Origin of the sequence: Vibrio sp. 99-70-13A1 (assembly GCF_013114625.1) — a bacterium.
Lineage (GTDB): Bacteria > Pseudomonadota > Gammaproteobacteria > Enterobacterales > Vibrionaceae > Vibrio.
The window spans coordinates 33875-48853 of sequence record NZ_VTXD01000026.1 but is presented as its reverse complement, the minus strand read 5'-3'; the positions used below and the strand labels follow the sequence as shown (position 1 = coordinate 48853).

14 protein-coding genes are annotated in these 14979 nt (G+C 41.0%); 7 read left to right on the top strand and 7 right to left on the bottom strand.

What is annotated here, in order from left to right:
* Positions 1-118 precede the first annotated feature (118 nt).
* The 4 genes from F0226_RS15910 to F0226_RS15895 are packed head-to-tail and all read left to right on the top strand — an operon-like array spanning position 119 to position 4003.
* Positions 119-1237, top strand: coding sequence for an HlyD family secretion protein (locus F0226_RS15910; protein ID WP_171736559.1), 1119 nt, complete (start codon positions 119-121; stop codon positions 1235-1237).
* Positions 1227-2249, top strand: coding sequence for a DUF2955 domain-containing protein (locus F0226_RS15905; RefSeq protein ID WP_171736558.1), 1023 nt, complete (start codon positions 1227-1229; stop codon positions 2247-2249). Before F0226_RS15910 ends, F0226_RS15905 begins: the two co-directional genes overlap by 11 nt.
* A 33-nt stretch (positions 2250-2282) precedes the next feature.
* Positions 2283-3347 (top strand): AI-2E family transporter, encoded by a 1065-nt coding sequence (locus F0226_RS15900; protein ID WP_171736557.1) that lies wholly within the window; start codon positions 2283-2285, stop codon positions 3345-3347.
* Positions 3347-4003, top strand: coding sequence for a potassium channel family protein (locus F0226_RS15895; RefSeq protein WP_171736556.1), 657 nt, complete (start codon positions 3347-3349; stop codon positions 4001-4003). Before F0226_RS15900 ends, F0226_RS15895 begins: the two co-directional genes overlap by 1 nt.
* Before the next feature lie 150 nt (positions 4004-4153).
* On the opposite strand, the gene F0226_RS15890 is transcribed toward F0226_RS15895, so the two are convergent.
* Complete coding sequence (locus F0226_RS15890; protein WP_171736555.1) at positions 4154-5140, bottom strand: Gfo/Idh/MocA family oxidoreductase; 987 nt, start codon at positions 5138-5140, stop codon at positions 4154-4156.
* Between the two features lie 253 nt (positions 5141-5393).
* Between F0226_RS15890 and F0226_RS15885 the strand changes: the two genes are divergently transcribed.
* The 3 genes from F0226_RS15885 to F0226_RS15875 all read left to right on the top strand — a co-directional run bounded on the left by F0226_RS15885 (position 5394) and on the right by F0226_RS15875 (position 7192).
* Complete coding sequence (locus tag F0226_RS15885; RefSeq protein ID WP_171736554.1) at positions 5394-5873, top strand: GNAT family N-acetyltransferase; 480 nt, start codon at positions 5394-5396, stop codon at positions 5871-5873.
* A gap of 38 nt (positions 5874-5911) precedes the next feature.
* Positions 5912-6673, top strand: coding sequence for a L,D-transpeptidase family protein (locus tag F0226_RS15880; RefSeq protein WP_171736553.1), 762 nt, complete (start codon positions 5912-5914; stop codon positions 6671-6673).
* A gap of 246 nt (positions 6674-6919) precedes the next feature.
* Positions 6920-7192, top strand: a complete 273-nt coding sequence (locus F0226_RS15875) for a hypothetical protein (protein WP_171736552.1) — start codon at positions 6920-6922, stop codon at positions 7190-7192.
* 194 nt (positions 7193-7386) lie between these two features.
* On the opposite strand, the gene F0226_RS15870 is transcribed toward F0226_RS15875, so the two are convergent.
* The 6 genes from F0226_RS15870 to F0226_RS15845 all read right to left on the bottom strand — a co-directional run bounded on the left by F0226_RS15870 (position 7387) and on the right by F0226_RS15845 (position 14945).
* Complete coding sequence (locus tag F0226_RS15870; RefSeq protein ID WP_171736551.1) at positions 7387-8121, bottom strand: sulfite exporter TauE/SafE family protein; 735 nt, start codon at positions 8119-8121, stop codon at positions 7387-7389.
* A 170-nt stretch (positions 8122-8291) separates the two neighbouring features.
* The gene (locus tag F0226_RS15865) at positions 8292-9014 is read right to left on the bottom strand and encodes a glycerophosphodiester phosphodiesterase family protein (protein ID WP_171736550.1); all 723 of its coding nucleotides are present in this window, start codon (positions 9012-9014) and stop codon (positions 8292-8294) included.
* Between the two features lie 228 nt (positions 9015-9242).
* A complete protein-coding gene (locus tag F0226_RS15860; RefSeq protein ID WP_171736549.1) occupies positions 9243-9845 on the bottom strand; it encodes a 2OG-Fe(II) oxygenase in 603 nt (200 codons plus the stop codon).
* 354 nt (positions 9846-10199) lie between these two features.
* Positions 10200-12095, bottom strand: a complete 1896-nt coding sequence (locus F0226_RS15855) for a TRAP transporter fused permease subunit (protein ID WP_171736548.1) — start codon at positions 12093-12095, stop codon at positions 10200-10202.
* An 11-nt stretch (positions 12096-12106) separates the two neighbouring features.
* Positions 12107-13036 carry a TAXI family TRAP transporter solute-binding subunit gene (locus tag F0226_RS15850; RefSeq protein WP_171736547.1) on the bottom strand — a complete coding sequence of 310 codons (930 nt, stop codon included), beginning with the start codon at positions 13034-13036 and terminating at the stop codon, positions 12107-12109.
* 319 nt (positions 13037-13355) lie between these two features.
* Entirely contained in the window at positions 13356-14945 is a 1590-nt protein-coding gene (locus F0226_RS15845) for a response regulator (RefSeq protein WP_171736546.1), read from the bottom strand.
* Between the last annotated feature and the right edge of the window lie 34 nt (positions 14946-14979).

The window sequence follows — 14979 nt, the reverse complement described above, 5'->3', positions numbered from 1 at the left end:
TATACTAAATGTTATAACATGCTCTATAAGCTTATAGTTAATTTCTTGAGTTTTCGCGTTCTAAGTATATATTTAACTAGTTAATTTTATTGATTTTAGTTCATAGGAAGGGAATCGTATGTCAGAAGTAAATGACGACATTCAAGGCTCTGAAGCGGAAGCTCAGGCTGTTCAAAAAAAAGATAAAGTGCGCAAGGTAACCAACTACCTTCTTATTTTTGTCGCTACCGTTTTACTTTTTAGCATCGTATCGGATCGCATCATTCCTATCACCGATAATGCCCGTTTAAAAAGCTATATAGTGCCAATTAAGCCTCAAGTTTCTGGCACAGTATTAGATATTCAAGTGCAGCCTAACCAATTGGTTCAAGAAGGGGATGTACTTGCCATTTTAGACTCATCAGACTATCAAATTGCTGTTCACCAAGCTGAACAAAACCTAGAGATTGCGGGTCAAAATGTTGGGGCACAAACCGCCAATATTGCTTCTGCTCAAGCAAGACTGACTTCTGCGATGGTTGAGCGTCAAAACACTAAGCTTCAAGCAAAGCGAGTACTAGATATGGCGGATAAAGGCGTCGTGTCTAAATCAGATGCCGATAAAGCCCGAGCTGCGCTCGCGACATCAAAAGCTGCGGTGGTGAATGCGGAAGCCGATCTCGAAAAAGCCAAGCAACAACTGGGTAAAGATGGCGAAGACAACAGCCAAATTAAAGCGGCTTTATTAGCGCTTGAGCAAGCGCAGCTTAACTTAGAAAGAACGGTGATCAAGGCTCCAACACAAGGTGGGGTATCTAACTTCAGTTTGTCAGAAGGTTTTTACGCTTCACCTGGTAACCCAATCATGACTTTTGTTTCAACTGATGATATTTGGATTGAAGCTTACTTTCGTGAAAACAGCCTAGGCAATGTTACGACTGGCGATGAAGTGGAAATTGCCCTTGATTTCGCTCCTGGCAAAGTAGTGAAAGGTAAGGTTCTGAGTGTTGATTGGGGAGTCGACTGGGGACAAAACTCTCAAGCGGGCAAACTGGCTCAAGCTAACCAACAAACGGGCTGGTTACGCCAAACTCAAATGCTGCCAATTCTCATTGAATTTGACCGAAGCGAAGTAGAAGGCATGCTGCGCGTGGGTGGCCAAGCGGATGTGATTGTTTACAGTGGTGATAACACCATCTTTAATTTAATCGGTAAGGCTTGGATTCGCTTACTAAGTGTCTTGTCTTATGTCAGATAATCATCCTACACAGAACGACGTATTAGACGAGCAAACTCAAACTCGTATTCTGCGTTATATGGTAGGTGTGACATTATCGGTCTTTTTGGCTGCGTGGATTAACTGGCCATTAGCCTTTGTTGCCCCTGTATTTACGGCTAAGTTCTTAGTCGATAAACCGACGCTCCATAAAGAAACCGTGTATGAGTTATTGTTGGCAATGTTGGTCACAATGGCGCTTGGGTTAATGCTGTCGAGAGGTATCACTCACTATCCGATCCCGCTGCTTATTTTGGTTGGGTTGATGATGCTTTGGGGTTATTACCTATTCACGGACCCAAAGTGGAACCTTTTCGGTACCATTTTATTAATCGCAGTGCTGATGCTGCCGTTTATGGCGATTTCAAACCCAGGGGTATCATTGTACCTTGCTTCAGGTCTTGCTACTTCTGGCGCGGTGGCTGTGGGTATTTTTGCTTTAGTCCATATATTCTTTCCTGAGCCTAAAGCGAAGTTTGCAGGTTTTGCCAAGCCTCCAATTTCGAAACAAGAAAGGTGGTACGCCGCATTCAGAGCGATGATCATTTCTTTTCCTGTGGTGTGTTTTTTCTTCATATTCCAAATATCTGAAGCACTGCTGACCATGATGTTCATTGCGTTGTTGTCTTTGATGATAACGGCTGAAAAATCGATAAAGCTCAGTGCCTTTTTGGTGATCAGTAATGGTATTGGTGGGTTATTGGCGATTGCAGCATTTTCTATTTTGTCGATTGTGCCAAATATCCTCTTCTATTCTATATTTATTGGGCTTATTGCCATTGTGATTGCCCGTAAAATTTACACCATTCCCGCTAAAGCCCCTATTTTTGCTACCGCATTCAGCACGTTATTAGTACTGATTGGCAGTACATTAATGAGCTCTGGGGACATTGATAGCAATACCTTCGTTAGGATATTTCAGCTGCTTCTTATTGGGATATATATGATTTTGGCTTCTATGTTTTTAGAAACTAGACGTTGGAAGTTTTTATAACACTCGCTTCAAAATGCATTACAAGGATGTAAAATGAAATTTTCAAGTAACTCTTCACAGCAAGCGATTGATGCTGCAATAAAAATTGCCGTTATTGCTGTTCTCATTTATTGGTGCTTCTCGATTCTTCGCCCTTTCATTTTGTTAGTGGCTTGGGGCGGAATTATTGCCACCGCACTTTACCCTGTGGTTATCGCCATTCATAACAAGACTGGCTTATCGAAAGGCAAAGCAAGCGGCATGCTCAGTTTGGTTGGGGTGCTGTTACTGTTGATCCCACTGGGTGCTCTGTCATCAGGTCTGTACACCAGTGCTTCAGAAGTGATTTCTGGTCTGCAAGATGGAACGCTTGCTATTCCTAAGCCTCGAACGGCTTTACAAGATATTCCGCTAATCGGTGACAAACTGTATTCTGGGCTTGTGCTTGCTTCTTCAAATATTGAAGGAGCGATGGTGAAGTACGCTGAGGAGATAAAAACATACGGAGCGAAAATGGCTTCTATTGTTGGCTCTGTGGGGGGCGGTTTCGTTCAATTCATTATTTCGACCATCATTGCTGGTGTATTCATGAGTAAAGCGGAAAGCTGCCAAGTTGGGATCGTTAAATTAGCAAAACGTTTAACGGGTGAAAGCGGTGAAGCGCTGGTTCAGCTGTCTAAAAGCACGGTAAGAAGTGTGGTTCAAGGCGTGATTGGCGTTGCGGTTATACAGTCTGTTTTATCGGCAATAGGCTTAGTTATCGCGGGTGTGCCTGCTGCGGCATTTTGGGCTCTAGCGGTGTTATTAGTGGCGATTATTCAGTTACCACCAATCTTGGCTTTATTACCACCAATTATTTTTATGTTCAGTGGTGATTCAACGGTAGCTGCGGGTCTGTTCTTAGTGTGGTGTATTTTAGTGAGTGGTAGCGATGCAATCTTGAAGCCGATGCTACTTAGCCGAGGTTCAGATATTCCAATGCTGGTGATTCTGCTTGGTGCTCTTGGTGGAATGGCAATGTCTGGCATTGTGGGCTTATTTGTTGGCGCTGTGATTTTGAGCCTGACCTACAAATTGCTAGTGGCGTGGTTAGAGGCTGAACCTGAAGAGGTGAAGTAATGAAACGTTTCACTAAAGACGATAACTTTCAGTTTCTGTTCTTTGCTTTATTGGTGCTGTTTTTTGGGTGCGCTGTCATGCAGCAATACTACCCGGAAGGGCAAAAAACAGTGCTGGGGTTGATCATTGTTACGCTAGCGGTGTCTATTGCCGGAATCAACCGTGATCGGGCTATCTACCGTTCATGGTATGGCTTCTTGCTGGTGACTGCGACTGTGTCGGGTATGTTGTCATTTTTTGAAGATTATGACTTATCCATCCTGACTTTGGCTGCTTTATTAATGTTCCTTCTTTCGCATATTTACTCGGCTTTGAAGCAAGTAATGTTGGTAAAGGAAGTAACTAAAAATCACATTGTCGGTTCAATTTGCATTTATTTATTGATGGGACTTGCTTGGACCATCCTCTACTTATTGGTATTAGAAGTTTATCCTCAGGGATTTAATGGTTTAGAGCATAAACCGTGGTTAGCGAATCTATTCAATGTGCTTTATTTTAGCTTCATCACTCTAACAACGGTTGGCTATGGAGACATTTCACCGGCCTTGCCTGTAGCTCAATTCTTTGTTTTTCTCGAGGCTATTTTAGGCAGCTTTTATTTAGCCATCATGGTGGCGAGTTTGGTGAGTATCCGTTTATCTCAAGGTAGTAAGTAGTTAACACTTTTTATGCTTTGTGTTGTTCTAGCGATATAAAAGCCCCTTACTGTTATTCCGTAAGAGGCTTTTTGTTTTTTTAGGTAATAGGTAATAGGTAATAGTTGATAGGCCACTGATAGTATTAATGGTCAGAGCCAGAACTATGTGTCACTTGTCGTCTGCTGGAAAGTGGACACCAAGCTGTTTTCTCATTTCAGTCGTGACTTCTGAAACGATCAGCGCACGCTTGTCTCGCGTGAGATCTTTTAGCTGAATTCTACGTGCAAATTCTTCCGCTTCGTAACTCATGGAATTTTCAGCTTGCTTGACACTTAGATCTTCAGTTTTGCCATCTCGATATTCAATTGTGACCTTGGTGCATTCTGCTATGTGGTCAATGATGATAGAACCATTTTCACCTTGAATTTCGCTAGGTTGGTTTGAATCAGACACTTTAGAGTGCGATAAGGTTACGGTAAATTCTGGGTATGAGAATATCGCATCACCATGCCCATCGACGCCTGAATCCAATAATACGCCTGAAGCTTGCACCTTGGTTGGCTTTCCAAAAAGGGCAACTGCTGCGGAAACACAATAAAAGCCAATGTCCATCATCGAGCCATTAGAAAACTGAGGGTTAAAAGTATTTGGATTTTCACCATTCAAATATTTTTGGTAACGAGAAGAGTATTGGCAGTAGCTAAGGTGTGCTTTGTGCAGACGCCCAATTTTAGATAAACCAGCTTTAATCCGTTTAAAGTTAGGTAAAAACTCAGATTTATAAGCTTCAAAGAGCACGACTTGATTACGTTCAGCACATTCAACGGTTTGAAGCGCTTGTTCGATATTTGAAGCAATGGGCTTTTCACAAATGACATGTTTACCGTGGTCCATCATCAACATCGCTTGTTCTGCATGTAGAGAGTTTGGAGAAGCGATATAGATGGCATCTACGTTCTCTGCTTTGGCTAACTCATCTAAACTATCGAATAGATGGATGTTATTAGAGGCAGTCAGAAATTCATCGGCAAAGTCTTTTGCGCTAGAGAGTGAACGAGAATACACCGCGCAAAGTTCAAATTTCGCAGTGCCTAAGGCGGCTTGGACAAATTTTTGGGTTATCCAGTTCGTACCAATAACGGCAAGTCTAATCATGTTGAACTACCTAATTTTTATTGTATTGAAGTCTATTCTGGCTTTAGCCTGCTTTTTGGCTCAAAGATTGAGGTAGAAAACATAGTAACACTCTAAAATAAAAGAGAATGACATTACGTTCATTAATTAAAGTGAATGTAAGAAAGCGGAAGGTGATTGCTTGCTGGATTACTTGGTTACTTGGTTACTTGGCTAGTTGGGCATTGCATGAGATTTTGTTATGGTAATCGGAAATTCATGGTAAGTGGTTGTTATGCAAATACGTATTGCAAAAGTAGCGGATATTCGGTCGATTCTTGAACTGTCTGATCAAATTAATCGCCAGCATCATGCCGGAGCGCCAATGGTATTTGCTCCGCCGAGTATGTGTATCGTTGATAGTGAAGAATATTGGTTAAGCTTAATGCTTGAGCATAATGGGATTTTTTACGTTGCGGTGATTGATAACCAAGTCGTTGGCTTTATTGTTGGTAAAGTATCTCAAAACCGTGGTGCGAGCTTTATTCAACCTCATAAAATTGGCAGAGTGAACACTGTTGTGGTGCGCGATACCATTCAAAACAAAGGGGTAGGTAAAGCTTTGATGTTGAAGTTTCAGGAGTGGGCACAATCAGAAGGTGCCATTGAAATGAGACTAGAGGTCATGGAGTTTAATCAACAAGCTCAAACATTTTATGAATCTCTTGGGTTAGAAACGCAGTCACGAACCATGTCGATGAAATTGGAGGCTTAATGCTACTCAGATTCGCTTTATCTTTGTTATGTTCACTGATGATAACAAACGCGTTTGCTGAAGATAAAGCATCTGAAGTTCAATTTACTCGCCTTTCAAAAGCGAGTATTTCTAAAGGCAATCTTTCCCTCTACAGCGGCGCTCAGCTCGATACTCCAGCATCCCAAATTCCGGATCCTTCCTCACTAAATTATGAATACCCTAAGCTGGTGCCTGTGAATCGATCAGCGGTTAAATCGCGACTTTTAGCCAATTCACGATCTTCAGTTAATTCACAATCTCTAGCCGACTCATTATTTTTAGAGAGCTCATTACCTTTAAAGAGTTCCTTACCGTTAAAGAGCAATCAAGGGGTAAAAACAAACCAGACGAAGAGTGTGATTACTCTGGTTAAAGTAGATAAATCAAAAAGACGAATGTATCTGCTTAGCGGTGAAGAAATCGTGCGTGAATATAGAATTGCATTGGGAAAACAACCTAAAGGGCATAAACAATTCGAAGGGGATAATAGGACACCTGAAGGTCGTTATCTTTTAGAGTATGTAACAGAAGACTCAAACTTTTATCGATCTATTCATATCAACTATCCACATTATCAAGATGTGCTAAAAGCTCAGAAACTTGGCGGCGTAGCGGGTGGTGATATAAAAATCCATGGTTTAAAAAACGGTGAATATAGGTCACCACTTTTTATCCAAAGCTTTGATTGGACTAATGGATGTATTGCAATCACTAACGAACAGTTGGATGATTTTATAAACCTTGTTGAAATGGGTACCCCTATTTATATTGAGTGGTGAATTATCAACCTGTTTTTTTGAATGTCGGGCTCTGTCATTTATAAAACAAAATCAGAAAGCTAAGTATTTGATAGCGGTGATTAATTTTAAAATTGTTATCTTGGTCACTGAAAGAATAATAGATTAAAAATAAAGAACTATATAGGTTGATAAAGATCATAAATGTAAGATTTCAAAGAAAACATATATTGATCTAATATGCCTTCCCGTATATTTTCCTTCGAAATATATAATAAAGAGCTTACTATGAAAAAATCACTTATCATTTCAGCAACATTGATCACTTCTTTTAATGCAATGGCATTTGGTCTTCCTGATATTGAAATTCCAAGCATCAGCACTGATGCACAAAATATCATTTCTGCATTAGAAGTTATTCAAGATGGTGGTATTGAGTGTTCACAGATTACCGACTTTAAAGTAGCAACGAACGTTAAAGGCTACCAAGTCGAATGCGATAGCAATAAAAATTACACGCTTCTTGACACAAATGATGGACTAGTACTTCAAGTTAATTAAAAGCGATTAAAATAATATAAGTTCGTTTTCACCAATTACTCATTGGAGTTTGGATGAAAACGGGCTTATTTTAATCGATTGGAGGTGTTTAAAAAAGAAGCTTTGTTCATTTTGAAATTGAATGTTTTGAAAATATTAATTGTAGATCAACCTTATTCCCGTCTCTTCTCTTTTCTTCTATTTAACTTATGCCCCTAGATAACTCGTAACACGCTAAATACGGCTATTGTGATAAGCAGCATCACGGTAACTGGTTTAAATTTCTCTCCACCATACCGTTCAAATAATTTACTTCCTAAATAACCACCAAACATACTACTTGGTAGCAAAGCGATAGTTAGAATCACAATATTATTGTTAACCAAACCTGCAATAGAAGCCGAAACAAATGCGCTTGAATCTGCGAGAACAAAAAAGGCGATTAACCCTGCCCGAGCGATGTGCGGTGCCACTGGGCTAGCCAAAGCATGAGCCCCGACTGGCGGACCAGACATAGATGCTGCACCATTCATGATTCCAGCTAAACTGCCAAGAATATAAGGCGCAAATTTTGGCTCTTTACTGTACTGAAAGCCTCTTTGAATCATCAACGCTGACACAAAGATAAAAGCGCTAATGATCAGGATAATCGTGTCTTGTTCTGCGGATTTAAGCAGTATTAAGCCTAAAGGGGTAAATACTAAACAAGGCATAAAAACTTTAGCGACCCACTTCCAATCAACATATTGTCGAACTTTGGGTAGCAGCTGCACATTGCCCAGTAGATCTATCAGCATAAAGACTGGCACCAACTCAATAACAGGCATGAATAACGCACTGAGCGGTAAAGCCACTAAGGTAAAGCCAAAGCCTGAAAACCCTCGAACCATTGCTGCAAAAATGAAAATGGCGGCTAAGGCTGGAAAAGTGGAACTAAAAATAATGTCCATGGCAAACTCAAACAAGGAACTAAAAAGGAAGGTGGGGTGCATGACGGTTGGATTTATTCCACAACCCTTTTCACCCCAAACGCAGTATCTAATTATGAATTAATTTAATCATCTATGTACTTAGCTACGGTTGCGAATACTCTCAATAATTTACATTGATAGACTCTACTTTAAGAAGATGCGGAACCGATGAAACGTGTAGGAAAGTCGGTGAAAATCGCGTCAACTTTTTCAATTAATGGAAAGCTTTCACTTTGGTTCACGGTATAGCACCACACTTGGAAACCTAAGTTCGTCAAGTAATCGAGTTGTTCTTGAGTGAGATTTTGATAATTCAAATGACAGCTGAATGCTTTATTTTTGATTAACGCCGATTTGTCTTGGCTGGTTAAGCTTTCAGTAATGAGTCCGATACGAAATTGCGAGCAATGCTGCGCAAGCTCTTCGATGACATCATGGCTGAAGCTGGACAGCAGTAACTGGCTACTTGGTAAAGTCGTTGAGTTAAGCTCTTTAGCTAATAGATCAACAACATGAGCAGGATTGTGCGTATCGATCTTAATCTCTAAATTCACCTGGATATTAGAATGCTCAGCTAATTCTAATAACTCTGAAAGCGTTAATATTTGCTCGCCTGCAAAATCTGGTGAGAACCAACTTCCAAAATCCAATTGCTTCAGTTCAGCTAAAGTATGCTCGTCTAATCGACCCTTCCCATCGCTACAGCGTTCTAAGTTGTGATCGTGGCAAACAACTAACACATCGTCTTTTGTTGGTTGTATATCAACTTCAATCCAAGACAGACCTAGATCTATGGCTTTTTGGATACTCGCTCGGGTATTTTCTGGGTGAGTACCTGAAACACCACGGTGACCAACAATGATAGGTGACATATTGAATCCTTAATTGAAGAATATGGATAACCGCTTTTATTCTTAAATCGAACTAGTAAGTTTAAGTGGATAATATCAGAAACTAAATCGGGAAATATACGGGTATAACTGGCATATCTAATTGTATTTTTGGAGGTTTGCCAGAAAGTGGAAATAATCTGATTCAGGCAACCTAATTCTTAATGCAGTCTATGGTTGTGCTGCTAGCTCTAGCTTTTATTATCGATCTTAATGTGCAATATCTAATTGGTTATCTTTGACACCATTGATTCGGAACCAGCCAGCAATACTGAAGCGTTCAGTTTTGGTTGGCAGTACTTCATGTGGGAATTGCTCAGACAAGAAAATCAATAAGCGCCCTGCTTTTGGCGGTATGGTCGCAATATGTTTGTCGTTCAAGTCGTAGACCACGAGTTCCCCAGCATCGGCTTTTGACCATTCATCGTTCATATAAAATACGGTCGTTAATCGGCGATTTTCATTCCCTTTAAAACAATCTAAATGTTTTTGGTAAAAATCACCCTTTTCATATTTAGCAAAGTGAGCTTCATATTCAAATAGACCCAAGAAGAAAGCTTGGTTAGCGGCTAGGCGAATGGCTTCCATTTTATCGAGGAATTCATTAACAGGCGTGCCCATGTCTCGGCGTAGCCACTGAATTTTATCGCTACGAATCTCGGTCTCTCTTACCACTTCGTCATTACGACCAATTCGTGCTTTCTTCCAATCGTCTGGAATACAGTCTCTCAAGTCGGTCACTTCTTCGGGCGTTAAGAAGCCATCCCATAGGTAATAACCTTGGGTTGCTAGTGAGTCGATCATCTGATTCATGTGTTTGTGTCCAGACTTTAAAAAGGAGCACTTATATAGTCCTAATTGCGAAGGTGAACAATTCGACTTATTTGTCGATACGATAAATGAATGATTAAGGAGACTTGTAAAAGAGGAGGGGAAGCGATTAGAAGGGCTGTGTTTACTATAAAAGATTAATAAAAACAATGGATAACAAAATTATAAAGGCATAGAGCTGATTTAAGCTACGCAATATGGAAGAGGAATAATACAGACAACCAGTGAGCAATTAATCATGGTTGCCAGTATTATTATTCTAGATTCTCGGCTTAAAAAGCACGCTTTAAACTGTGAGTCAAAGTATGCCGTTCATATGAGAAATAGGTGAAACAGTTAAGTCGCTGGTGTAGCCGTGACTTTCGCTTTTCCTTTCTTAATGTTCCATACCATAAGTGCGGCTAATAACCCCATTGCAGCAAACTCAATCATGTTTGACCCTAGTACCATACACACCGCTACGAATAACCATAAAACACGCTCAACTTTGGTTAAGTAGCCGAACATATAACCTTCAATACTGCCTGCAAAAGCAATGATTAAAGCGATGGTACTTACGGTTGCAATAGCAAACGCACCAATTTCACCGTCTACCCAAATTAATCCAGAAAAAGCCATCATCATTGGAATAAGGAAAAATCCTTGCGCCAATTTGAAAGCTTGAACAGCAGATTTCATAGGGGAAGATTTGGCAATACCTGCTCCCGCAAAAGCTGCCAGTGCTATAGGTGGCGTTACATTTGAGGTTTGCGATAGCCAGAATACAATCATATGTGCTGCCAGTAACCCAACACCAAAATCAAGCAGAGTAGGCACCGCCATGATCGAAAGGACGATATAAGCGGCAGTAACAGGAAGCCCCATACCAAGAATGACAGCAGCCACTGCTATCAATGCAAGAGCGGTAAACAGGTGACCGCCAGAGAGAGAAATCAAGAATTGGGTAAACTGTAAACCAATACCTGTTTGCCCTACAACACCCACTACAATACCAGCAGTGGCACAGGCGACGGAAATTGGCAGCGCGAGCAAAGCACCTTGCTTCATACCTTCTAGAAATAAGCTTAAGGAAATTCGACTGTGTTTACGAAGCATTGATGCCACAAGAATAGCGGCGCACCCAGCAATACCAACTAATACTGGCGAATAGCTCATCATTAGCAATGCAGTGATCAGCACTAAAGGTACCAAGAAATGCCAACCTCGCTCCATAACAACGCCAAGCTTTTCGTAGGTTTCCATTCCTCGTAGCCCTAGTTTGCACGCCATAATGTGCACATAAAGCAAAGTACAAGCAAAGTAGAGAATGGCTGGCATAATCGAAACCACTAGGATTTCACTGTAAGGAATACCCGTGAATTGAGCCATAACAAAGGCTCCTGCACCCATAACGGGAGGCATTATTTGCCCACCTGTTGAAGCGGCTGCTTCAATGCCGGCTGCTTGCTCGGGCTTATAGCCTAGCTTCTTCATCATTGGAATAGTTAGCGAGCCAGTCGTTACGGTGTTTGCAATGGCAGAGCCGGAAATAGAACCTAATGCTGCTGAAGATATAACACTGGCTTTTGCAGGACCCCCACGGTATTTCCCGGCAATCGCAAATGCACTATCAATAAAGAAGTTGCCTGCACCAGTGACTTGAAGAAATGCGCCAAATAACACGAATATAAACACCACGCCTGCTGCGATCGCAAGAGGTGCGCCATACACGCCATTTGTTGAAAAGATATGGAATCGAATAATGTCTTCTAGAGGGAAACCATTACTTGCGACTTGTGCGGGCAAGTAGTTACCAAACATCGCATATGCCAAAAATAACAGAGCGATGGAAACCATCACAAGACCAACCGTTCGTCTTGTAGCTTCAAGTAATAAGACGATCGTTATGCAGCCAGCGAGCTTATCTGCACCATTGACGCCTTCAATAAGAAACATGATGTCATCGTAATCAAAGTTGGCAATTCTCCATGTTGCCCATATGAGAGCGACTGAAAATCCAAAATCAATAATGCGTCCGAGCTTAAATAAAGCGGACTCTTGATGTCGCATGAATAACGGATGGGTTAAAAAGACGAGAACAATGACCCAACTTAAATGAACAGGTCTGAAGACTGGCGCTGAGATTTCAGCAGTTATTCCTTGCCATATTTGAAATACAGATAAAGCAATAGCCGCAAATGCGGCTACTTTTAAAGGAATATTAACCAGAGTAGACGGCTTAGAATCTGGCATATAGTTATCCTTTATTTTACTTCATCTAAGTATTTTTGAGCACCAGCATGTAGAGGAACACCACCTAGCATTTGCATGTTATCAACCGTTGTGTAGCTCGTTACTTTAATGCTTTGACGTACTTGGTCGATATTCTCAAACATAGATTTAGTCATGTTGTAGACAAGGTCAGTATCCGCATTTTTATTTACTACTAGCACGTTCCAAACTGCTGGAGTATTAAACGCTGGTACATTGTTGTAACTGTTCGCCGGAACTTCCAAAGGTTGGAAAGAAGGCATCGCTTCAGAGATTTTTGCTAACTCATCAGCAGAAAATGACAAAACACGAATGTCACGAGTTAAGGTTAATTCGGTTACGGCACCAACGCCTAAGCTGCCTACGATAACACCCGCATCAATTTGACCATTTGCAAGAGCAGATGTTGTCGCGGTGTAGTTCAAGCTTTGGGCTTTTAGATCATCTTCAGACATGCCAAGAGCACCTAAAATACCAATCGCACTGGTTCGTGTACCTGAACCTGGCGCACCAAGTGATACTTTTTTACCTTTTAGGTCCGAGATACTTTTGATATCAGAGTTAGCTGGCACCATGAAGTGCACTACATTTGGATAAAGCGCAGAAATAACCGCGACATCCATTTTCATAGGAAACGGTTTCTTACCATCATGGGCTTTTTGAACCACACTGCCCATAGCAATACCAGCAAGCTGTTTATTCGTTGCAACTTTAATGCTGTTTTCAACAGAGCCTGCCGTGACTTCTGCACGCATATTAAAGTCAGGAATTGTTTCACCCCAAATCTTAGCCAGTGTGCCACCTAGTGGATAATAGGTCCCGCTTTGACTACCAGTGCCAATCGTAAAATTGTCAGCAAAAGCAGAAAAAGATACAGCGCCTGTAATAAAAGCAGCAATGACTTTTTTGGATAAATTTTTCATTATATTAGCGTCCTATGCGGTGGTTATCCCTGCCTATTAAAAGTATCAAGAAAAGGCAGAACTCGATCCAAGCGTAATGCTAACTTAAGACCAAAGGTTATTAGACTTTAGTCAAAGACATAAGCAGATCGCTGCATAAATTTTAAATATATGATGTAACGCAGATGTTACTAGTTGGTAGGGGTGAGTTCACAAGTAACAAGCCAGTAAGAAGATAGAAAGAGAGGATTTTTCGTATTAGGGTTGTAAAAAATTAAAGCAAGCGTACTTCCGCTTGCTTTAATGAACTTAATTGAGTTTTTCATAGGGGAGTTGGTCTTTACTCCAAAAGCGGGAAAACGGTGATCAATGTGGTGCCTTGTTCATAAGACGTCTTGAAGCTGATCTCACCATTTTGCGCTTCAGCGGCTAGGCGAGCAGAGTAAGTCCCAATGCCAGTGCCCGTTACTTTCCCATTAGTCACAAATTTATTAAAGAAAGTGGATTGAATGGAAGGTGGAATTTCGCCCATATTGTGAATGTTGAAGCGTACTGTGTTGGCTTCAGCATCGAGAATACTCGATATCTTTACATTACTGCCAGGTGGCGACGCTTCGACTGCATTGTTGATCAAGTTAGAGAACATGGTGTAACTCAGCAGTGAATCGCCCATGAATTTATGTGCAGGCGGGACATTGTAATGAATGAAAATATTTCTTTCTTCACACTTGGCTTGTAAGCCGAAGCATAGTTTTTTGATCAAAGAGTGGGCGTCTATCGGCTTTAACTCAACGGAACCTTTATTTTCTTCAAGCTTCATCAGCGTTTCTTGGCTGTTCATCATTTTCTGTATCATTAATGATGATTCCCGAATCATTTCCAATTCATCTTCGCAGTTTCTGGTTTTTTCTTCTAATGTAGGAAGGTTACTGATGATTGCTGTTAGTGGGTTACTCAGGTCATGTTTGAACATGCGGTGTATGTCATTACGAATACGCGTATTTTCAACCATGGTTTCAATTTGCAGTTGTAGGCTCATACGTTGCTGCACTATTTTCATATGGTTTTTCACACGAGCCTTGACCACTTCAGGCGTGATTGGCTTAGTGATGTAATCAACGGCCCCCAAAGCAAGCCCTTTTAAAACGTCGTCAGTTTGTGACAGTGCTGAAACAAAAATAATGGGGATATGTTCAGTTAACGGGTTTTTCTTTAGGGCTTCACAGACTTCTAAACCTGACATTTTAGGCATCATGATGTCGAGCAGGATCAAGTCGGGAGGCGTGTCTTTATCGCATATCTCAAGGGCTTTTTTACCGGTTCGACACGCTTGTAGCTTGTAGTCGCCTTTCAATAGCTCCCCAAGAACCATCAAATTATTTGGCTCATCATCAACCAGAAGAATGCTGTTTGGCATAGGTTTAGGGATGTTCTCGATGCGGCGGGTAATTTCCGCAGAACCGTTCTCATCTTTAATTAACTGAGGTGTCGGAGCTCTGAATGCCTTGTGTACTCGGTTGATAAGCATAGAGCGAGAAAACGGTTTAACCAGATATTCCGTTACGCCATGTTGAATAGCCGTCATAACATCATTTTGGTCGATGTTTCCAGTCACCATCACTAAGGGGATATGCGCTAAATCTTCATCACGGCGTATGGTTTTTAACAGTTCAAGACCATCCATTCTTGGCATGTTCCAGTCAGAGATGATCAAATCAATTTTATAATCTCTGAGCTTAATTAAGGCTTCTCGACCGTCTTTGGCTCTATGAATGTTTTTGAATTTTAAGGTCTCTAAAATTGCAGCCAAAGTTTGAGTCATTGATTCAAAATCATCAACAATAAGCACCCGTTTTGAAGTGTAAGTTGGCTCATTGGATTGTTGGTTTATCAGTAAACTGTTCATAATTAGAGGGTCTTCAGCGTCCATGTTGAATCTAAATATTGTGCAATGCTAGAAGCAA